General features: G+C 42.8%; 19 protein-coding genes. 13 read left to right on the forward strand and 6 right to left on the reverse strand.

All coding sequences use genetic code 11. From position 1 onward, the window contains the following. Positions 1-31 precede the first annotated feature (31 nt). Entirely contained in the window at positions 32-1,723 is a 1,692-nt protein-coding gene (locus GX654_13895) for an AIPR family protein (protein NLD37956.1), read from the reverse strand. Between the two features lie 629 nt (positions 1,724-2,352). Between GX654_13895 and GX654_13900 the strand changes: the two genes are divergently transcribed. The 3 genes from GX654_13900 to GX654_13910 all read left to right on the forward strand — a co-directional run bounded on the left by GX654_13900 (position 2,353) and on the right by GX654_13910 (position 7,063). After that, complete coding sequence (locus GX654_13900) at positions 2,353-3,207, forward strand: alpha/beta hydrolase (GenBank protein NLD37957.1); 855 nt, start codon at positions 2,353-2,355, stop codon at positions 3,205-3,207. Between the two features lie 387 nt (positions 3,208-3,594). Further along, positions 3,595-4,749 carry an amino acid ABC transporter substrate-binding protein gene (locus tag GX654_13905; GenBank protein NLD37958.1) on the forward strand — a complete coding sequence of 385 codons (1,155 nt, stop codon included), beginning with the start codon at positions 3,595-3,597 and terminating at the stop codon, positions 4,747-4,749. A gap of 7 nt (positions 4,750-4,756) precedes the next feature. Further along, entirely contained in the window at positions 4,757-7,063 is a 2,307-nt protein-coding gene (locus GX654_13910) for a PAS domain S-box protein (protein ID NLD37959.1), read from the forward strand. Between the two features lie 148 nt (positions 7,064-7,211). Here GX654_13910 and GX654_13915 read toward each other — a convergent pair whose 3' ends face one another. After that, positions 7,212-7,580, reverse strand: coding sequence for a hypothetical protein (locus GX654_13915; GenBank protein ID NLD37960.1), 369 nt, complete (start codon positions 7,578-7,580; stop codon positions 7,212-7,214). 46 nt (positions 7,581-7,626) lie between these two features. On the opposite strand from GX654_13915, the gene GX654_13920 reads away from it, so the two are divergent. The 3 genes from GX654_13920 (at position 7,627) to thiM (ending at position 9,274) form a co-directional block, all read left to right on the forward strand. Beyond that, positions 7,627-7,884: an antitoxin gene (locus GX654_13920; GenBank protein ID NLD37961.1), complete on the forward strand. Its 258-nt coding sequence runs from the start codon at positions 7,627-7,629 to the stop codon at positions 7,882-7,884. Continuing rightward, a complete protein-coding gene (locus tag GX654_13925; protein ID NLD37962.1) occupies positions 7,884-8,273 on the forward strand; it encodes a type II toxin-antitoxin system VapC family toxin in 390 nt (129 codons plus the stop codon). Before GX654_13920 ends, GX654_13925 begins: the two co-directional genes overlap by 1 nt. Positions 8,274-8,467: 194 nt before the next feature. Then, on the forward strand, positions 8,468-9,274 hold the full coding sequence (gene thiM / locus GX654_13930; protein ID NLD37963.1) for a hydroxyethylthiazole kinase: 807 nt from the start codon (positions 8,468-8,470) through the stop codon (positions 9,272-9,274). Between the two features lie 237 nt (positions 9,275-9,511). On the opposite strand, the gene icd is transcribed toward thiM, so the two are convergent. Next, positions 9,512-10,726 carry an NADP-dependent isocitrate dehydrogenase gene (icd, locus tag GX654_13935; GenBank protein NLD37964.1) on the reverse strand — a complete coding sequence of 405 codons (1,215 nt, stop codon included), beginning with the start codon at positions 10,724-10,726 and terminating at the stop codon, positions 9,512-9,514. A 365-nt stretch (positions 10,727-11,091) separates the two neighbouring features. Between icd and GX654_13940 the strand changes: the two genes are divergently transcribed. The 5 genes from GX654_13940 (at position 11,092) to GX654_13960 (ending at position 16,765) form a co-directional block, all read left to right on the forward strand. After that, entirely contained in the window at positions 11,092-12,909 is a 1,818-nt protein-coding gene (locus GX654_13940; GenBank protein NLD37965.1) for a phosphoenolpyruvate carboxykinase (GTP), read from the forward strand. Between the two features lie 340 nt (positions 12,910-13,249). Further along, on the forward strand, positions 13,250-13,720 hold the full coding sequence (locus GX654_13945) for a GNAT family N-acetyltransferase (protein ID NLD37966.1): 471 nt from the start codon (positions 13,250-13,252) through the stop codon (positions 13,718-13,720). Positions 13,721-13,750: 30 nt separating this feature from the next. Next, positions 13,751-14,833: a type IV pilus twitching motility protein PilT gene (locus GX654_13950; protein NLD37967.1), complete on the forward strand. Its 1,083-nt coding sequence runs from the start codon at positions 13,751-13,753 to the stop codon at positions 14,831-14,833. A gap of 51 nt (positions 14,834-14,884) precedes the next feature. Beyond that, the gene (locus tag GX654_13955) at positions 14,885-16,054 is read left to right on the forward strand and encodes a PilT/PilU family type 4a pilus ATPase (protein NLD37968.1); all 1,170 of its coding nucleotides are present in this window, start codon (positions 14,885-14,887) and stop codon (positions 16,052-16,054) included. Between the two features lie 18 nt (positions 16,055-16,072). Next, positions 16,073-16,765: a hypothetical protein gene (locus GX654_13960; protein NLD37969.1), complete on the forward strand. Its 693-nt coding sequence runs from the start codon at positions 16,073-16,075 to the stop codon at positions 16,763-16,765. A gap of 85 nt (positions 16,766-16,850) precedes the next feature. Here GX654_13960 and GX654_13965 read toward each other — a convergent pair whose 3' ends face one another. Beyond that, complete coding sequence (locus tag GX654_13965; GenBank protein NLD37970.1) at positions 16,851-17,912, reverse strand: hypothetical protein; 1,062 nt, start codon at positions 17,910-17,912, stop codon at positions 16,851-16,853. 11 nt (positions 17,913-17,923) lie between these two features. Then, positions 17,924-18,655: a hypothetical protein gene (locus tag GX654_13970; GenBank protein ID NLD37971.1), complete on the reverse strand. Its 732-nt coding sequence runs from the start codon at positions 18,653-18,655 to the stop codon at positions 17,924-17,926. Between the two features lie 381 nt (positions 18,656-19,036). On the opposite strand from GX654_13970, the gene GX654_13975 reads away from it, so the two are divergent. After that, positions 19,037-20,767, forward strand: a complete 1,731-nt coding sequence (locus GX654_13975) for a LysM peptidoglycan-binding domain-containing protein (GenBank protein ID NLD37972.1) — start codon at positions 19,037-19,039, stop codon at positions 20,765-20,767. Between the two features lie 32 nt (positions 20,768-20,799). Continuing rightward, a complete protein-coding gene (locus tag GX654_13980; GenBank protein ID NLD37973.1) occupies positions 20,800-21,969 on the forward strand; it encodes a DUF1343 domain-containing protein in 1,170 nt (389 codons plus the stop codon). Positions 21,970-22,059: 90 nt separating this feature from the next. On the opposite strand, the gene GX654_13985 is transcribed toward GX654_13980, so the two are convergent. Then, positions 22,060-22,239: a helix-turn-helix domain-containing protein gene (locus tag GX654_13985; GenBank protein NLD37974.1), complete on the reverse strand. Its 180-nt coding sequence runs from the start codon at positions 22,237-22,239 to the stop codon at positions 22,060-22,062. Positions 22,240-22,356: the final 117 nt, after the last annotated feature.

Here is a 22,356-nt window from a genome sequence, read left to right on the forward strand (position 1 = left end):
TCCCCGCATCGTTATGTCATATACTTATTAGTTACTCATTCAATGAACTTAAAAAGTAACTCATAAATATTTTCGATTTTGCAATTTTGTCTGTTGAATCATCTTCTATGTCGTCCTTATACAATTTAACTTTTTCCCACGAATTCAAAGCTGCAGTTTCTATAAGATCATTCAAAATAGGATTATTTTCGATTGTTTCAACGTTTTTCAAGGTATAATTTTCGCCAAGCAAATTTATTAGATATTGAAGTGCAATATGAAATCTTATATTTGATAAATCCTGCCATGGTATATTTAGTTTCTTCAAACGGACAAATTTGTCAATTTCTTTCATTAATTTTGCACAATACAGCATTGTTGAATATTTAATGTTCTTATTAAAAATACGTGAATAATCTTTTTGTTGTTTAATTAATGTAGTTGGTCTACCACGTGAATTATTTGGTTCTTTTAAAAGCATGGCTAAAATTGATTGAGCTAGATAAGCAATATTTATAATTTTTTCAGATGGTTTATTTAAGTTCTTATAGTAGTTTTTCCTTCTTTCATAAAACCACCCGTTCTGGAAAAAGTACAATTCTATGTCTCTTTGAATTTCATCTGTTGCTTTAAAGGAGGAGTCACGAATCATAGTTTGAAAATTTGTAGCCTTTATAATTTTATCCATTCTTAAAGGATCATTTGTAACAATGATCTTAATTAGTAAAGAGCGTTTTTCATTTTCTTTTACATTAAGTGAACTGATAAATTTAAAAATAGTATGCGTTGTTTGAAGTCCATTCACAATTTGTACATCATCCATTGAAATTGTTTTCCCGACTATTGAAGCTTTTGAACATATAATTGTTATTCCATTATTAAGGTTCCAAAAATCTAAACTCTTTTCTTCGTTTAATGTACCACTAATATCCCTGTTAACTTCAACATTTCCTTCATAGTCTCGAACATTAAATTCGAAGATGTATTTTCTTAGGTTTTTGTTTTCATCAGTCACAAAATTAAAGTAATCGACAAGATTTGAAAGTATTACATAATTATTGTCCCTTGAAATATAGTTCTCCTCAAAATTGAGTTGAAGAGTATATTTCTTTTCGACTCTGGATATGTTTAGTAGTTCGCGAGCCCCGACATATTTAACTGAAACAGTGGCATCGCTAAAAAATGATTTTATGTTTTTAATTAATGTATCACCTTTACTTTTTACATTCGGATGTATTTCCTTCGTTGACCCTTTTGTAACATAAAAATAATTTATTTCTAATTGTGGATGTTTGGAAGACAGCTCAATGAATGAATTCCGGAAAATAAAAATATTATTTAAAAGTCTTGAATTATACTGTTGTTTTAGATCTTTCTCAGTTTTCGATAAATCAAATAAATCCATAAGATTTGTAATTGTTTTTGATATTTGATTCTCAGAGAAAGTATTTGAAGTTTTTGATTGTATTAAATTTAATGATATTGATGGATTCTTTTTAATATTAGATAAATCAAAATCGTCTGAAAGTAATTCATTATTAATAAATGTAAAGATTGAATCTATTGCTCCATCACCACCGCCATCAACAATCCCATCATGTAAAGAATCATAAGATAAATCATATTCCTTTGTCATTTGCTCAGCGGAGAAAAGACCAAAAAATTCTGATTCAGGAATTGATATAGCTGTTTGAGTTTGCAATTGATTTAATAAGCTATTTAATAGTATCAGATCATTTGACATTTTTACTCCATTATAAATAAGTTTTAATATGAGCGTTGTAAAAAATGGATACTATAAAGTGCATATTGAACATAAAAAAACAAAAAAATATATAAAAATTAAATATTATCTGATTTGAGACAATATTATGGTTAAGTCGTAAAATATCTATTTGTTTCAAGTGTGTAAAGAAATACACGGTGAGATAGTAAAAACCTAGGAGTCAGACACTGTCATTGCCACAAACAACACATGAAAAACGGGCTATAGGAAACCCAGGATTTAGCTTTTTAGTTTATAAATCTGGATAATAGTAGACTGACCTGTGGGCAAGGCTTGAAGACGGGCACTCTTTTGAGATAATCAGGATTAGGTTTATCTTTATAATGTCACAAGTTTTGTCACAAGTTTGTCGCAAGTTTCCCTTATCGATGTCACAGCTTGTCATAGCTTGATTTATTTTAACGAGTTGGATCATTTTGCCCTGTCCGATGGGTAAACTGAGATAAATTTTGACACATGTTATTTATTTGGCTAATATCCATAACACTTCGTTTTCTTAAAAATCCCACCTTACGAAAAACAACCCCGGAAATGTAAACCGCTAAACAAATACAATTAACAGGTATCTTTTCATGAAGGAGGGCAATATGGGTGAAGGGAAGGTAAAGGCTAACAATATTGAAATATGGTACGAAGAATTTGGTGAATCAACAAACCCGGCTGTACTGTTGATAATGGGAGCAGGCTGCCAGGGTATTATGTGGAATATGGAGCTGATTAATGGAATAATAAATGCCAGTTATCATGTAATACGTTTTGATAACCGTGATACAGGGCTTTCAACATGGATAGATGATTTTAATGCGACTCCATACTCATATGAAGATATGGCCGCTGATACCATAGGCCTTATGGATGCACTGAACATAGAAAAAGCCCATATCATTGGCTGGTCAATGGGTGGAATGATCGCCCAATTAATGGCTATCCATTATCCCGATCGCGTCCTCTCTTTAACCTCATGGATGTCAACCTACTGGTCTAATGACCCGGATGTCCCGGCTATGAGTGATGAATTGATTTCTCGGTTGGCAAAAATTATGGAAACAGGGCCACCTGAGACCTTAGATGCCTTCATAGAAGGGAATGTCAAAATCTTCCGATTGATGTCCGGAAGCCGTTTTCTATTTGATGAAGGATGGATAAGATCAATTATGGAAAAATCATATATCCGTGGCTGGAGTGCCAAGATAGCCCAGAACCAGGCAGCGGCTGGCATGGCCTCTCCATCGCGACTGGAGGCATTGAGAAATCTAACCATCCCCACACTTGTGATACACGGCACTGAAGACCCTGTAATCAATTATGCCCATGGGGTTGTGTGCGCCAAGGTGATACCCGGAGCAAAACTCTTAACACTAAAAGGTGTTGGTCATGAAATACCCGTTGAGACAATACCTGAGACGGTTGAGGCTATTCTGAAGAATTTCGGTGAAAATTAGCTGCAGACTATTACCTATGGAGAGGGGCGAGAGGGGTCAGATCTCCGATTAGCTCTTGTTTGTGTGGAACGTCTATGCTTCACTGGAAAACTACAAAAGAAATGGATGACTGTGTTAAAGAATAGCCTGAAGCTGTTTAGTCTGTCGCCGTCGCTAAAGCTATTGTGGTCAGGAAGCTTCCACCGATGTTTACAGCTTCCATCTTCGCCAAAGGCTATGACGTGAAAACATGGCGGGATAAAATGCCGACCAGATAAGGCTATTAGTTTTTTGTCTTTATGGTGCGGTGATTTTCAATTTGACATAGAACGCCTGACTCCATATACTCCTTCATTGAAAAAGGGAATTTATTAATAACGACCACTAACTTAGCTAAAGAGCATGCCTATGCGCATTCTTCTGATAATATTATTATACCTTTCCATTTTAACTTCATACATATTTGCCGACCAGGAGCAGGTCAATATTGGCATCTCTCTTTCTCTTACAGGTAAATATTCATCCTTCGGCCACATGCAAAAAAACAGTTATGATCTCTGGCGGCATATTGTCAATTCCAAAGGCGGTCTCTTAGGCAGAAAGGTCAACCTGATTATCATGGACGATCAGAGCTCCACGGAGGATGCAAAGATCAATTATACCAACCTCATTGAGAAGGATCATGTCGACCTGGTGATAGGCCCCTATTCCAGCGTCATTTGCGAAGCCATCATGCCTATCGTAGAAAAGCATAAGTATCCGACGCTGCTGCCCGCTGCATCGGCAGATCAGATATGGGAACAGGGCTTTCAATATGGCTTTGGCCTTACCCCGCCGGCCAGCAAATATACAGTTGGTTTTCTTGAATTGCTTGTTCATTATAAATTCAAACGTATAGCCATTCTCAATGCTGACGACTCCTTTTCCATCACACTGGCGAAAAACACTCAAAAATGGGCCAAACGGCTTGCCCTGGAAATCGTCTATCTGAATGAGTTTAAAAAGGGGACAAAAGATCTCCTGGAATTTTCCAGGGGTATTCAAAAATCTGATCCTGATGCTGTTATCGTATGCGGCCATCTTGATGAATCAGTTGATATGCGAAAAGCCCTTAAGCAGATCAACTGGTACCCAAAGGCCTACTATGCATCAGTGGGCCCTGCTCTTACCGAGTTTCATGACATCTTAGGAGCAGATGCAGAACTGACATTTTCATCCTCTTACTGGGAGGCTGACGTCTCTGATAAATATGTGTTCAGTAAAGAATTCGCTCAACTATTCACTGAAAGATACAAGGAGCAACCCTCTTACCATGCGGCTAATGCCTATGCAGCATGCATGATTATTGAACAGGCTGTGGAAAGAACTAAGAGTCTTGACCGCGAAGCTTTGAGACAGGTTTTTCAGACAATGAACACCCTCACTTTAATTGGATACTATGGTGTAGACAAGGCCGGTAAACAGATCCGGCAGTTTCCAATGATCATCCAATGGCAAAATGGTAAAAAGCAGGTAGTCTGGCCAATGGAAATTCAAACAGTAGCGCCTGTTTTCAGCAGGTGAGATTAAAATGATTTTTTTATTTACAAAAAGCCTGACATTAAGGATCACCCTTGCCATTTTATTGCCGATCCTTATTCTGGGCGGCATTATCTACTTCTCTGTCTCCACCACCCTGTCTGACTTTGCCCAGAATCAGATCCAGACTGACATGATTTCCGAATCAAGAAGGATATATAATATATGCAACACCAATTTCGATAATCTGCTCCTGTCTCGTATGGCTGATGACCCTGGCGCTGTAATCATCAAAAAGGCAAGGACACTGGAACAGATCGAAGACTACTTTTCCCAGGAAGGCCATATGGGCTTTGTGCTGGACCGAAACAACAATGAAATTATTTTTCAGACAGAGGTGCCGGGTGACGCGCATACACTGAGCATACTGGCAAAACCGGCTGTGATTCCGATTTCCAAAACCATTGACCATAAAGAGTATTTTGTCTTTGCCACTGATTTTTCACCATGGAAATGGCAGTTCGTTATCATTAGAGACGCGCAGGTCTATTCAAAACTGATTAATAAAATCAAACTGCTGCAACTGTTAACTATCGGCTCTTTTGTAATGATTGCAGTGCTCCTGATATTCTTTGTGACCCGATCCATTCACGGGCCAAGCAGGGCCATTATCTCCAGTATTGAGCGGCAGAAAAGGCCTGAATACAAAGGTGTAGATGTTTTTGAATATTTAAGCAACACCATCGCAGGCATGATGGACACCATTCGTCTGACAGAAGAAAAGTACAGCCTCGTAGTAGAGAACACAAGCCTCATCGTCTGGGAACTGGATGCAAGTTACCGCTTCACCTTTGTCAGCAAAAACATCCTTAAAGTCTTGGGGTATACATACACTGAGATTCTCGGAGAGAAGCATTCCAGGCTCACTCATGAAGATGACACAACCGCTTTAGAGCAGATTTTCGCTGATATAGCACGCACATTAAAGCCAGTTGATGCCTTTGTCCATAAGGCGCATGACAAAGAGGGAAATACTGTCATTTTTGAAACCACTGCGCTTCCATGCCTCGACGAAGCCGGAAATTTCTGTGGTTATAGGGGAATCAGTCAAAATATTACAGATAAGGTTGTGGCCCAGCGCGAGAAACAGCAGGCACAGGAAATCGCCGCAGAGCAGGCCAAACAGGCGCTGGTAGGAGAAGTGGCCGGGAAAATGGCCCATGATTTCAACAATATCCTTGGTGTCATCATGGGCACTTCGGAACTGGCCCTGGACCAATGCAAAGAGGCCGAAACGAAAGATGCCCTGCAGATCATCTTTGATCAGACCATTCGTGGTAAGAACCTTACGAAAAATCTGGTGGCATTTGCCAAGGATCAGGAACCCAGACATGAATATTTTAATGTAAACAGTGTTATTGAATTAGTCTTGAATTTAATGAAAAAAGATTTGGCAGGCATCTCTGTCAATACTGACCTTATAGACAATGCCCCCCTCCTGCTGGCTGACCCGGGGATGATTGAACATTCCCTTGTAAATTTAATTCAAAACAGCATCCATGCATTAGGGCTGAAGAGTAATCCGCAAATATCCATTAAGACCAGGTTTTCTGAGGATGAGTTTTTTATTGAGGTCTATGACAACGGATGCGGCATCCCTGAAAATCATCTCGGTGATATCTTCACCCCCTCTTTCACCCTGAAGGGAAGCAAGGACATTACCGGTTCTTACAAATCGGGCATCAAGGGAACCGGCTATGGCATGTCAAACATTAAAAAATATATACAACAGCATAAGGGCAGCATTTCCATTGATTCCAAATTCGGAGAATATACGCGAGTGGTTTTGACCCTGCCATTGATAAAACAGGAGCTGACTGCGCCGGAAATGGAAAAGATAAGGGATATTGTTTTCTTTTCCGGAAAGCGTATTCTGATTGTGGAAGATGAAATATCCATCTCCAGGGTTCAACACCATATGCTTTCTCAGCCACCCTGTTTGCATGAAGTGCAAATTGCAGTAAATGGCAGACATGCAATAGAACTCTTTAAAGAAAACAGCTTTGATCTTATAAGTCTTGACTTTATCTTACCCGGCGATCTGAATGGTATGGATGTCTATCTCCATATCCGTAAAAAAAATACTACAATCCCCATCCTGTTCTTATCAGGGAACCTTGAATTCCTTGAATCTATAAAGAACCTGAAAGAGAATGACCCGTATATTGATCATCTATCCAAACCCTGCCAGAACACCGAGTATATTGTCACCGTTAACAAATTGCTCGTGAGCATTACGAAGGGTGTCAGGCCAGCACAGCTAACAAAAAATATTAATAATTTTAGACAGGGTATGTAAAGCCCGTATTCTTAAACTGGATTTCTCAGGTGAAGGAATAAAAGGCAGAAAAACCAACTCTGTTTGATAACCGCGAAAATCACGAAATACACGAAATGTTATTATAAACCAGCTTCATTGAAAAATATTTTTCATAGTGGGAAAGGGGTCACCGATTAGCTCTTGTTTGTTTGGATGGAATATTTAGGCTTATTTGCTTTATAGAAATAAGTTGGGAAAGGAATTGTGGGAGATAATCACCTATAAGAGGCGGGGTAAAGTTAAGGGTATTTTGAGAAGATAAAAATGGATTCCCTCCTTCGAGGGAATGACGTTTGAGTCCAATTCCTTTATCGGAGCCAGGAAATGACAGTGGTGTAGTAAATTTCACAACTTCGCGCTGCATATTCAAGGTTTCCGATGTGACAAGATGGTGGGATAAAATGCCAGCCAGGAAAGGCTGGCAGGTTTTTCTGTCCTTCCTTACAGCTTTAAGTTTCTCAAGAGTGTCGTTGACAAAGCCATATTGTGATGCCATAATGCAACCACATTATGACTGCACCAATCATGGGGAGGATGAGGCTATGAAGACAATAACTATAAGGGGCATTGAAGAAAAGTTATCCGAAAAATGTAAAAAAATTGCAGAGCAAGATGGAAAAAGTCTAAATCAATTCGTACTTGATACGCTCAAGGATCGGGTGGGGTTTAAAAAAACAAAAAAGCATAACGTTGTTTACAATGACATGGATCACCTTTTTGGCATATGGTCAGAGGATGATTACAAAACGATTCAGGATAAAATAGATTCGGAACGTAAAATTGATAAAGAACTATGGTAATGAATAACATACTTATAGATACCAATATCTATACATCCGCCCTGAAGGGAGATCATGAAACAATCATTGTTCTCCAGCGAACAAGGGAAATTGGCATATGCTCAATTACCATAGGTGAACTGCTTTCAGGGTTTAAGGCAGGTAATAGAGAAAAAAAGAATAGAGAGGAATTGTCAGAATTTCTTGATATGCCACGGGTTAACGTTTATGGAGTGGATGAAAACACCGCTGAATTTTATTCTGCGGTTATAAATAACCTGAGAAACAAAGGCAAACCCATACCAACTAATGATATATGGATAGCCGCAGTAGCCTTCCAGTACGGGTTCCCATTATTCACAAAAGATAAACATTTTGAATATGTGCCGGGGCTGGTACTTGTCTCCTGAAAATATGCTGAGGTCTTGCTGTTCTGATATTCGCAGGGGACTGGCCCGTGGGCAATGCTTGAAGTGGTGTACTCTATAATAAACAGCCCTATATAATCTCCGATTCTCATTATTATTTTTAATTCGACTTTACAATTTCTCGTACTAAAATGAATGTATAATTGATAAAATTTCATATCATGAGGTCACTTTTCATGAACAATGGTAAAACCAGTATCTGGCCGGAGATAGAATTAATCCGAAGCAAGGCGCCTCTTATCCATAACATCACCAATTATGTGGTCATGAGCATCACTGCTGATGCATTGATTGCTATTGGCGCATCTCCTGTTATGGCCCATGCAGTTGAGGAGGCAGAAGAAATGACAGGCATTGCCCAGGCGCTGGTCATTAACATCGGTACACTCAGCGATGCATGGATCAAATCCATGATAAAGTCCGGCATTGAAGCAAACAAAAGGAATATCCCTGTAGTTTTTGATCCGGTTGGAAGCGGGGCCACGGGTTACAGGACCGATACAGCCAGACAATTGATAAAAGAGATTCACCCATCGGTTATACGCGGTAATGCATCTGAGATAAGATCTTTGATCCGATCGAACAGCGGCACAAAAGGCGTGGACAGTATTCATACGCCGGAGGATGTTATAAATGATGCACGCGAGCTTTCATCATCTTTTAACTGTGTTGTTTCTGTAAGTGGTTCGGTGGATCTGATTGTCGAGAGAAATACTGTGGTCAGGATAGCAAATGGGCACCCGCTCATGTCTATGGTTACGGGCATGGGTTGTACAGCAAGCGCCATTACAGGGGCATTCATGGCGGTTAATTCATCCCCATTTAAGGCGGCCATTAATACAATGGGGCTCATGGGGATAGCAGGGGAAATAGCGGCAGAACGTTCATCAGGGCCGGGCAGTTTTAAAATTAATTTTCTGGATGCCCTTTATAATGTTCAGGAATCGGATATTGTGAATCGTTTAAAGATACAGGGTATTTGAACAGGCCCCCTATGCAAAACAAATAATAACTATTCAGCAAAAACCAGTGAAAAATCAATGGCAAGTAACCTGGAATATAAGATTATATATAATGCTGGCCACCGGCATAAGCATGACAGAGACAAGGCCCGCCAAAATATCGGCGGGAGTCTCTACGATGGTAATATGATGCAGTGAGTCAAATCGGATGTTCCCATGTGGAATGACTGGTATTTATGGGGTGCATAGTTGCTGCTATTAATCCTCCATAAAACCGCAGATGATATCAGCAAACCCTGAGCATGAAACTTCATGTGCCCCATCCATCAACCTTGCAAGGTCATATGTAACCTTTTTTGAGGCAATCGCCCTTTCAATGCCTTTTTCTATCCTTCTTGCTGCATCTGCCCACCCGATATAATCAAGCAGCATTGCCCCGCTAAGGATTAGGGATGAGGGGTTGACCTTGTCAAGCCCAGCATATTTGGGCGCTGTGCCATGTGTCGCCTCAAAGATCGCGTAGCCATTCTGATAATTAATGTTAGCGCCGGGCGCCATCCCTATTCCGCCAACCTGGGCTGCCAGGGCATCGGAGATATAATCCCCATTCAGGTTCATGGTTGCTATGACATCAAATTCATCCGGCCTTGTGAGCGCCTGCTGGAAAAAGATATCGGCAATGGAATCCTTAATAAGAATCCTTTTATCCCCTGCCTTTGCATCATATTCATCCCATATGACTGTCTCATGAGGGAAAGCCTCCTTTGCCAGTTCATATCCCCAGTTTCTGAAGGCGCCCTCTGTAAATTTCTGTATATTCCCCTTGTGAACAAGGGTGATATTTCGCCTGTTGTACCTTATTGCATAATCAATGGCTGACCTTATAAGACGCCTGCTTCCTTCCCTGCTTATTGGTTTTATACCGATAGCTGAATCAGGGCGGATCTCCCATTTATATTCGCTCCTCAGGTAATCAATGAGCCTTTTTACCTCACTGCTACCCGACTTAAGTTCAAGCCCAGCATATACATCCTCGGTATTCTCCCTGAAGACAACCATATCCACCCTGTGAGGCTCTTTTACAGGGCTTGGGACCCCCTTAAAATACCTTACAGGCCTCACGCATGCATAAAGGTCCATCACCTGCCTGAGTGTAACATTAAGGCTTCTTATGCCACCTCCCACCGGTGTTGTGAGGGGGCCTTTTATGCCGACCCGGTATCTCCTGAACTCGTCAATGGTTTTTTCAGGGAGCCACTCCCCTGTCATGTTAAAGGCCTTTTCACCGGCAAGCACCTCTTTCCATGCTATCTTTCGTTTGCCCTGCCAGCAGATCTCTACTGCCCTGTCTATTACCCTGGAAGCGGCCTTCCATATATCCGGCCCTGTGCCGTCACCCTCTACAAACGGGATTACAGGCATGTCAGGCACATTTAGCTTTCCTTCTGAAAAGGATATTATGTCAGATTCCAATTAAAACTCCTTGTATTTGGATTTATATGTTCCAGACTGAAACATGGCGTATAAGATATCATTTTTCATTAGCGGTCAACCATTAATTGGGAGGCGTGAGTACAGGTAAAAATCCTGTTTTGCCTGATAAAAATGGGGCTCATCTCCCACCTGACCCCTGCCAGGAGCTTTTTGCTTGCTTTTTGGGCCTCTAATTTTTAAATTAACGTTTTGTATCTTTTCAGGAATAACGAATTGTTGCAATAAAAGGCTTAAACTTGGTTTAAAATTTAAAAAAAATTATAAAAGGGGATTGGCTTTCAGCATTCCTATTAAAATAAAAGGGCTGAACGCTAATTGCCTCCTTTGTCAGGAGATTAAAAACAATGAATGAAAAACCGATAACCAGGCACAAAAAATTGATGACATGGGTTGAGGAATGGACAGATATCTGTGCGCCTGATAATGTTCACTGGTGTGATGGTTCACAGGAGGAATATGACCGTCTGGTAAAAGAGCAGATTGAATCCGGCGTTGCCAAAATGCTGAATGAAGAAAAACGCCCTGATTGTATTTTATACCGTTCTCACCCGTCAGATGTGGCACGGGTTGAAAACCGCACCTATATTGCATCAGAAAAAAAAGATGACGCAGGCCCTACCAACAACTGGGTAGACCCCGGAGAGCTAAAAAAAACCATGCTCGATCTTTACACAGGCTGCATGAAGGGGCGCACCCTCTATGTTATCCCCTTCTGTATGGGCCCGGTAGGCTCCCCCATCGCCAAGATAGGCATAGAGATTACAGATTCGCCTTATGTTGTTATCAACATGCATATAATGACCAGGGTCGGCACAAAGGTGCTTGAGGCGCTCGGAGATAACGGCGAGTTTATTCCCTGCATGCACTCGGTTGGAAAGCCCCTTGCAAAAGGGGAGAGTGACAATGGGTTATGGCCCTGTGCGCCGCTTGACAAAAAATACATCTCTCATTTTCCTGAGACTCGTGAAATATGGTCTTACGGATCAGGATATGGGGGTAATGCACTCTTAGGTAAAAAATGCCTTGCACTGCGAATAGCCTCTGTGCAGGCCAGGGATGAAGGCTGGCTCGCCGAGCACATGCTCATCCTCAAACTGACAAACCCTGAGGGCAGGGTAAAATATGTCGCAGGGGCCTTCCCATCAGCCTGCGGAAAGACCAACCTGGCCATGCTTATACCCACAGTCCCGGGCTGGAAGGTGGAGACCATAGGCGACGATATTGCATGGATGAAATTCGGTAAAAACGGCATGCTCTACGCTATTAACCCTGAGGCCGGTTTCTTCGGGGTAGCCCCGAATACCTCTAAGTTATCCAATCCAAATGCAATGCACGCCTGCGACAGGGAGACCATCTTCACTAATGTCGCCATGACCGAAGACTTGGATGTCTGGTGGGAGGGCATGGGCATGGATGCCCCCGGCAAAGTCATAGACTGGAAAGGTAACGAGTGGGAGATATCCACAGCAACCGCCCCGGCAGCGCACCCCAACTCACGCTTCACGGCCAGGGCAAAAAACTGTCCTGTGATAGCGCCTGAATGGGAAGATCCGAACGGTGTGCCCATAAGTGCGTTTCTATTCGGGGGCAGAAGGCCCAGTACAATCCCCCTTGTTTATCAGGCATTTGACTGGATTCACGGTGTGTTCATGGCCTCATGCATAGGTTCAGAGATAACCGCTGCTGCCCTTGACCTGAAGATCGGCACTGTCCGGCGCGACCCCATGGCCATGCTCCCCTTCTGCGGATATCACATGGGAGACTATTTTAAACACTGGATTAAACTCGGCGCAAAGGCTGATGCGGATAAATTACCTAAAATATTTTCTGTAAACTGGTTCCGCAAAACCAAAGAGGGCAAGTGGCTCTGGCCCGGTTATGGCGAGAACAGCCGCGTCCTCAAGTGGGTTTTTGAGCGCTGCGATGACAAAGGTTCCGCAGTAAAAACACCAATTGGTTATATGCCCGCGCTTAATGCAATCGATACAACCGGTCTTAATGTGAGCGCGGATGATATGAAACTGCTGCTCTCTATTGACCGTGAAGGTTGGGCGAGAGAAATAGAGATGATTAAAGAGCACTATGCCAATTTCGGCAACAGGTTCCCAGGAGAACTTTCTGATCAACTTGCCGCACTTGAGGCCAGGCTTTTAAAGGTATAAATTCCCAATAGTTTTAACCTGATTTCCCTGCATCTGTAATTACAGAAGGGAAATCAGGTTTCAGGGTGTAAATATTTATTTATAAATATGCCCTTTTATTGCAAATATTGATGGTTTCGTAAAAGAGCTGAATCTCACACAAAGGCACCTACTAAAAATAAATTGTTTTTCTTGGTGTTCTTTGTGGCTTTGCGTGATAACTTGCCTTTTTACAATGTTGCCAATATTCCCCTTTCGATTATAAAAGAACAGGAGATACAAAAGACATTTTTCATGTTTGCCTTAATTTCTTTCAGCATTTAAAAATAAGGGTACATTTTTTGCATAAAACAGGTATAAAATGGACAAAAATCCCGAAATAGAGTTACGTTTCTCCAGGGCAGCTGACTCTGTTTTTATCAGGGAGCTCAGCATAGTGGCATTCAGGCCATATGGGGATTACGGGGAAGTTGTCCCTGAATGGCATATTTCAGGCAATAGCATTACGGTGATTGCCTGTTTTGAAGGAGTGCCCCTGGGTTTTGCGATGATCAGTAAACCATCAAACAGGTATGATCAGGACAATTCCAGCGAGCTTCTTGCCATTGCAGTGGAGGCATTGTGGCAGGGGAGAGGGGTAGGGAAGTTCCTTTTAAAAGAGATTGAGAATGTGGCGCTTAAAGCAGGAATTATGACGCTGTTTCTTCATACCTCAATCGATAACAGAAATGCCAGAAAGCTGTTTTCAGACTCAGGCTACAGGGTCTGGCAGGTCAAAAAGGGATTTTATCCGCTTGGGCAGGATGCCTGTGTGATGGCAAAAAAACTCTAACTTTAGGTACGATATTGGAGGAAGCATAGGATGGCACAGATAGATGCCTTTTTTAAACTCATGAATGAACAGGGTGCATCAGACCTGCATCTTGTAACTGGACAGCAGCCGATTATCCGAATAAATGGGGAACTTACCAGGATAAAATATAAAATCCTTGAAAATGACCCCTTAAAGGAGATGCTTTATGAGATAGCGCCTGAAGAAAAGGTAAAGCTTTTCGAGGAAACGGGTGATGTTGATTTTGCCTATGAAATTCCGGGGCTTGCACGCTACAGGGCCAATTTTTTCGATCAGAAGTATGGCATAGCAGCGGTATTCAGGGAGATCCCTTCCGAGATCCTTACATGTGAACAGCTCGGCCTTCCGCCTGTTGTGCGCAAACTCGCCTCCCTTCCAAGGGGGCTTGTACTGGTGACAGGACCAACCGGAAGCGGTAAATCAACCACCCTTGCAGCTATAATAGATGAGGCAAACAGGACTCGCAAAGACCATATCATCACGGTTGAAGACCCCATAGAGTTTGTTCACAGGAGCAAGGAGGCGGTTGTAAACCACCGGGAGGTAGGCCTTCATACCAGGTCTTTTGCGGCCGCCCTAAGGGGGGCACTCAGAGAAGACCCTGATATCATACTTGTAGGAGAAATGCGCGACCTTGAAACTATTAGCCTTGCCATTGAGGCTGCATCTACAGGCCACCTTGTCTTTGGCACCCTGCACACGAGCAGCGCCGCAAAGACGGTTGACCGCATTATAGAGGTATTTCCGGCAAACCAGCAGGAGCAGATAAGAAACACCCTTTCTGATGGTTTAAGGGCGGTTATTGCCCAGAACCTCTTTAAGCGTATAGACAAAAAGGGCAGGATTGCCGCACTTGAAATCATGATAGCCATACCTGCAATTAGAAACCTCATCAGGGAGGCAAAGACTTTCCAGATACCATCCTCAATGCAGACCGGTAAAAAATATGGGATGCAGACACTTGATGATGCTATTATGGAACTATTAAAGGCAAAGCGTATCAGCCCTGATGACGCCTATGCAAAATGCAATAATAAGGATACCTTCAAGCCCTATCTCAAGAATCCGCCTACAGATTTTACAGATGCATAGTAAGGCGGGGTTTAGTTACAGCCTTTTCCTTATAAGGGAGGAGAAAATATAATGAAAAAACAACAGATAGACAACATTTTGACTGCAATGCTTGAATCCCATGAAGGGGTTTCAGACCTTCTGGCAACCGTTGACAAGCCTTTCCAGGTGGAGGCAACAGGATTGCTTAAGTCAGTTAACCTGAATCCCCCCATAGATTCAATAACACCATTCCAGGCAGAGGTATTTTCACTTAACCTGATCAACTCAGACAGGAGGCTCACAAGAGACCTTATAAGGGGAGGATCATGCGACCTCTCATACCAGCTTGCCGGAAAGGCCCGTTTCAGGGTAAACACCTTTTCGCAGAAAGGTTATTACTCAACCGTAATGAGGCAGCTTGCCACGAGGATACCTACAATAGAAGAGCTGGGCCTCCCTGATGCATTCAAAAGGATGCCAAAGGAGAGAAACGGCATAATCCTTGTTACAGGCGCTACAGGAAGCGGTAAGTCCACCTCCCTTGCCGCGGTTTTAAACGAGATCAATGAGACAAGTTCTGTCCATGTCATTACCCTTGAAGACCCTGTTGAATTTATCCATTCCCAGAAAAAGGCCACCTTTAACCAGAGGGAGCTGGGCCATGATTTTGATTCCTTTGCATCAGGATTACGGGCAGCCATGAGACAGGCGCCAAAGGTTATTCTTGTAGGTGAAATGCGTGACAGGGAGACTGTCGAGATCGGTCTTTCTGCAGCAGAGACCGGCCACCTTGTTTTGAGCACCCTTCATACTGTTGATGCGGGACAGACAATAAACAGGATAGTCGGCATGTTTGAACAGGAGGAGGAAAAGCAGATCAGGATAAGGCTCGCTGATACTGTTCGGTGGATTGTCTGCCAGAGGCTGCTTCCAAAGGTTGGGGGAGGGCGTCAGGCTGCCCATGAGATACTTGGTACAAACCTGCGGGTTAAAGATACTATCCTGAACGGAGAGGCAGAGGGCAAGAGCTTTTATGAGATCATAGAAGCGAGCCGCCCCTTCGGTATGATGACATTCGACCAGAGCATTGTAGACCATTACAGGGCCGGAAAGGTATCTGAAGAGACCGCCATGAGCTATTCATCAAGGAAGGGAGTGGTTGGCAGGATGATCGATTCAGTCAAGTCTGAACGTGGAGAAAAGACCACCGAGATAGAGGGGCTTAAGATAGATGAACTGTATAGTAAAAAGAAACGCTAGAATTTACCGGAGGCTCATATGGAAATAATCTGCACGGGCTGCAACACAAAATTAAATATCCCTGATGAAAAGCTGCCAAAGGATCAGATCGTAAAGATAAACTGCCCGAGGTGTAAAACCAGACTCACTATTGAATCGCAGGGGACCTGGGAAGATAAGGGTGATATGTATCCGGAATCAGAGAATGACGGGGTTCAAATTTTTACCTCAAGGGAAGGAATGAAGAAATCTCTGCCTGCCGCTATTGAGTCGGAAGACGATTACACGATCGAGTATTATGAAGATGTGAAGCTTGCCCTTGTTATGGCTGATGAGAATCTTAGCCGGATCATCAAACCTGCTGTTGAAGAGCAGAAATACAAGTTTATTACTGCGCCCAGCATAAGGGAGGCACTCCTGAAGCTCAGGTATCACCACTTTGACCTGATAATCCTTGCAGATGGTTTTGATGGGCAGGAGATTCACGGCGGACCAATCATGAATTACCTGAACCATATGTCCATGTCCGGGAGACGCAGGATTTTTGTTGCCCTGATCAGCGATAAATACAAGACCATGGATGAGATGATGGCCTATTCACTGAGCGCAAATATGGTTGTTAACATGAGGGACATAGGGAACCTTGCCATACTGCTCAAGAGGGGGCTTCAGGAATATGAACAATTCTACAAGGTATTTATGGATATCCTTCAGGAGGAGGGGAAGGGGTAAAAAAGGGCGCAAGGCACAGGGCGCAAGATTCAAGGTTCAAGGTTTAAGATTAAGGATTTGAAATTTGAAATCTCAAATTTGAAATCTATTTTACGCCATTCGGGTCAACCTTGCATGGCAGTATACATGCGCCCTTTATTTGAACAAGAGACTTTTCCCATCTTTTTTTAAGATTTGCGATATCATCAGGCGCGCCTATGGCCCAGACAGAACCGCCTGCTCCTGCACCTGTAAATCTGGCCCCACACCCAAAACGCTCTGCCTCTTTGATAAGATGCCCTGTCTCTGATATAAGGGCATCAGGGGTTATTCGCCTCCTGATTCGCATCTCTTTCCTTATGCATTCGACCGCCTCTTTCCAATCCATAGACCTTACTGCTGATATCAGCCCTTTAATAACATCATTTGCATCAAGCCAGCCATCCCTTGTCTTTCCATTAAGAAAATTATTGAGCCATATCCTGTTGGTTGTGAGCGACACATGCCATTTGCCGCTATATGCAACCATGATTCGGTCAGAAAGCAGCTCCATGCCTGCGCTGTCAAGAAGGGGCTCCCTGACCACAGGTGACTTAGCATTACTGTAGTTCCAGTGCCACCCGTTTACACCGCCATAGACCGCTGCCGCCTGATCCTGCATCCCGCAGTTTCCCCCGCTTATGCCGTCCTCCAGATGATACCCGATCATAAGGAGCTCCCTTTTTGATAAACCCTTTTTTACGCCTGCAAGCATGGTGAGCTTTGAAAGGGCCTTTATAAGGGCGGTAAGGGCGGTGCTTGACCCCCCGAGGGCGGACTTAACCGGGGAACCTGAAGATATTCTTACTTCAAGCCCGGTAAAACCAAAATAGTTAACAGCAGCAAAAAAGATAGAGAATGTACCGGTAATATCCATCTCTTTACTCTTGTATTCTACTCCTTCAGGGAACCCCTCTGAAGTGATCCTGACCCTGCATGTTTTATATGGGAGAAGCGTTACAGCTGTCCTCAGATCAATGGCAACATTGAATGTAACAGGCCTGTATCTTTCAAATGAAAGGGCCATTGCCTTTATGTCCCATGTGCCACCAGCATCTATCCTGCATGGTGCAGATGCCGTTACATTGGCTTTATCGAGTATTTCTTTAACTGATATAAGGGAAGACATTTATAACCTTATTAGAGTGGTGGTTTCCATTTTCCTGATGAGGCATCAAAAGACCAGCACCCCTCAAGCGCCCTTTTTGATGTAAAGCTTGGATTCTCCGCCCACATAAGCATTGTTTCATGCGCATCCTTAAGCCTTCTGAATTCGGCTGCATCGCCGCCCATATCAGGATGATGTATCAGGGCCATCTTCTTGTAGGCAGATTTTATCCTTGCACTTTTTTCTTCGGAAAGTATCTCCTCCAGCTTCAGCTTGAGGCATTTAATAGACTCTCTTTCCGCCTTTGAAAACCTTGGCCTCTTTCTACTGTCTGGCCTGACCGACTTGACAGGTATTCGGCTGTTACTGTTTTTTTTAAGTAAGGATTGACTTGCGTAACTCCTGGAATTTTTGTCCGCGATTATCGTATAGTACTCACTGCCGGAATCCAGGATCAGCCTTTTCAGGTCATCGGCAGGCTTTCTTCCAGGGGTCCTTTTGCAGGTGAACCTGGATATCTCCTTTGACCAGGCGGGCAGTATATCAAGCACCACCTGCGCACCGCTGAATGAAAAGGATGCATACCTTGTATTAAAGATGCTTAAGAGCCCGTTTGAAAGGGAGAGCACCCACATGATCTGCCTTCTGCATTCCTGTGAACAGTATCTCCTTCTCCCGTCAATATCAGAGCGGCCACATGCAAGGCATGCCCTTTTTTTACTCTCAGGATTGCCCTGTTTTAAAATAATAAGTTTTGACATCATTACTTAATTAATAAAAATGTTCCTGTGCAAAAATAAAAAACCTGCCGGACAGGCAGGAAACCGAATAATACATGTTCATAAATGAATAATCAACCTGATTAACCAGGCTATTATGATAATTATTGACCAATTTAGATGATTTTTTTATACTCCCTTAACCCGGCCGGGAAGGGTAAATACAGGACAGGAACTATAAAGCATGATTTATAAAAAAATTAGAACTTTTTAATCTTGTTTATGTCAAATAGCCTGAATACCGATATGATTAAAGAATAGTTAGTCTCAAATGAGCCTGAAAGGAAAATTATTATGCTTTTTATCCGGAAAAATTTAGCCCACTATCTGTTAATCCTGGTCCTGCTTTTAGCAGGATGCACAACAATGGACAGGCAGCTCCCTTTAAGAGTTGAAAGAGAGGGGTCCAGTATAAAAGAGACCGATAACAGAATGAAACAGACCTTTGTCTCTGATGAATCCCTTGAACTGCCTGGTGAAGAGCGGTCAGTGGATACATTTGAGGTGGACAGGATCGCCAGCACACATACTGAACAGGAATTAATTGATTCAGCCCTTGAATATTGCCAGGCATCAAACGACTTCTGGGAAAAAGGCGACCTGGATAATGCAATAGACTGCCTTGACAAGGCGTATTCACTCACACTCAAGATAGATAACTCTGCAAGTCCTGTAATATTACAGGAAAAGGAAGACCTTCGCATTACAATAGCAAAGAGGATGCTTGAGGTATACTCATCAAGGTTCACCTCTGTGAATGGTTCTCACAAGGCCATACCGCTGGTTATGAACCACCATGTGCAGAAGGCTATAGACCTTTTCACCAAGGGGAGAGAAAAGGAGTGGTTCCTGAAGGTATACGCAAGATCAGGTAAATACAGACCGGCAATCGTAAGGAAATTAAAAGAGGCAGGGCTGCCGGAAGAGCTGTCATGGCTTCCTTTTATAGAAAGCGGTTACAGCACTGTTGCAATCTCAAGCGCACGCGCGCTGGGGATGTGGCAGTTTATCGCATCAACTGGTTATAAATACGGGTTGAACAGGGATAACTGGATAGACGAGAGGATGAACCCTGAAAAGGCAACAAAGGCGGCTATCGCATATCTTACTGAATTGCATCAGATATTCGGTGAATGGACAACCGCCCTTGCAGCATACAATTGCGGCGAGGCAAGGGTTTTAAGGGTAATAAACACCCAGAAAATAAACTACATGGATAATTTCTGGGACCTTTATGCAAAACTGCCCAGTGAAACCGCATTTTATGTACCGAAATTTCTTGCAGTGCTTCATATTATCAATAACCCTTCGGCATATGGCATAGAGCTTCCTTCCCTTGAAAAAGAGATAGAATATGACAAGGTAAATATAAATAAACAGATATCACTCAAGACTTTAGCCACCGAGCTGTTCGTGGATTACAACCATCTCAAGGAACTGAACTCCGAACTGAGGCAGAGTGTAACGCCAAAAACAACATATGAGCTTAAGGTGCCCAAGGGCAAAGGCGAGATACTGGTAGCAAAGCTGAATGACATGCCTGCCTACACACCGAGCACATCATCCTTTACCGCCTCTGCATCCGACTACCTCATTCATAATGTGAAAAATGGTGAAACCCTTTCGACTATAGCCAAAAAACACAAGACCTCCATGGATGCAATCATGGCCATTAATAACCTCAAGAGTAAAAATGTCCTAAGGGTAGGGGCTAAACTCAAGATACCTGTAGGCAAATATACCTATGTTGCTACATATTCCGCCCCATCAGGCACACCCACCAGATATACTGTGAGGAAGGGCGATAGCCTGTGGAAGATAGCAGACCGTTTCGGAACCACAGTCAAATCCATAAAGGCGCTTAACGGCCTTGAGGACCCCTCTCTCAAGGTTGGGCAGGTGCTTATGATAACAGGGGGAGAGACCTCAGATACAAAACAGGCAGATAAAGGTAACTACACGGTCAAACAGGGCGATAGCCCATATCTTATTGCTAAAAAACACAGCATGAATCTCTCTGAATTTCTGGCAATAAATAATCTTAACCCGGACAGCACCATCTTCCCCGGTCAGGAAGTCAAGATCTTTACACGGTAGGGTTTAATGCTGCGAAAGGGAAATATGAATTAATGCCAGTACTTTCAGGTCTTGACCTATACAGGTCAGAATTCCATAAAAAATTCAGGGGATGCAGGATCGGTCTGCTTTCAAACCAGGCATCTGTAACAGCCGACCTGATCCATGCCAGAGATGTTATTAAAGAGGTCTCAAAGGGCGATCTCAGGGCACTGTTCGGGCCTCAGCATGGCTATGCGGGTGAAGAGCAGGACAACATGATAGAGACAGGCCATGGGGTCGATAAGGATCTGCGCATACCTGTATTCAGCCTCTACAGCAGCTCAAGAGAACCATCAGCAGATATGATGGAGCTAATAGATGTGCTTCTTGTCGACATGCAGGATGTGGGCACAAGGGTATATACCTTTTCATCAACCATGCTCAACTGTATGAGAGCGGCCAAAAGATACGGTAAACGAATAGTGATACTTGACAGGCCTAACCCACTTGGCGGTGAGGCTATGGAAGGGAACCTGCTTGCCACTGAACTCTACTCCTTTGTTGGTCCATACAGGATGCCCATGAGGCACGGCATCACCATGGGTGAGCTTGCTCTCATGTTCAACAAAGAGCTTAAAGTATGGTGTGACCTCTCGGTTATCATGATGGAGGGGTGGCAACGTTCCATGTTCTGGGAAGAGACCGGCCTGCCCTGGGCTGTGCCTTCTCCAAACATGCCCATACCTGAATCCGCATATGTGTATCCCGGTCAAGTGATATGGGAAGGTACAAACATATCTGAAGGCAGGGGCACATGCCGCCCGTTTGAGACATTCGGCGCGCCATACCTTGATACCTCAGCAATTAAAAAAAAGATTCATGAGGAGTTCTTAAAAGGGTGTATCCTTCGAGAGGTCTCTTTTAAGCCCACCTTTAACAAGTGGCAGGGGGAGATATGCAAAGGGTTTATGATACATATCACGGACAGGGCATTATTCAGGTCTTACGATACTGCTATTGCCATGCTTAGGGCAGTAATAGATACACATAAAGACTGCTTTGAGTGGAAAAACCCTCCCTATGAATATGAATATGAAAAACTTCCGATTGATCTGATTTTGGGTAATCATGATTTAAGGGTGGCGATTCAGGAGGGTAGGGATATTTATGATATTAGAGAGTGCTGGTTAAAGGGGTATGAGGAATTTAAGGAGTTACGCAGGCCATATCTTTTGTATTGAGTAACATGTAAATATTTTTTATTGATAAAACCAGCCTGCCGTTCACTCCCTCCCGTTGCATTAAATAGGTATCCTTTCTTCTTGCTGAGATCATTCAATCTTCTTTTTTCCACCGCTTGCTATCCATTCATCAATTGCGTTTTTATCAAAACGCCATACACGACCTATCCTGATGGCTGGAATTTTATCTTCTGCGGCATACTTACATATGGTGATCTCATGCAGTTTGAGATATTTTGCTAATTCTTTTGTTGTCATTATCTGAGGCATGGTAAACTCCTTTTTATATAATATAGATTAATGAGATTATCGAAAAATCCATGTTGTTATTTATAATACTCCAAAGGTAGAAAGTCAATACAATAAATGGTTAATAGTAGGTAAAGT

Source organism: Desulfatiglans sp. (genome assembly GCA_012513605.1).
GTDB lineage: Bacteria > Desulfobacterota > DSM-4660 > Desulfatiglandales > HGW-15 > JAAZBV01.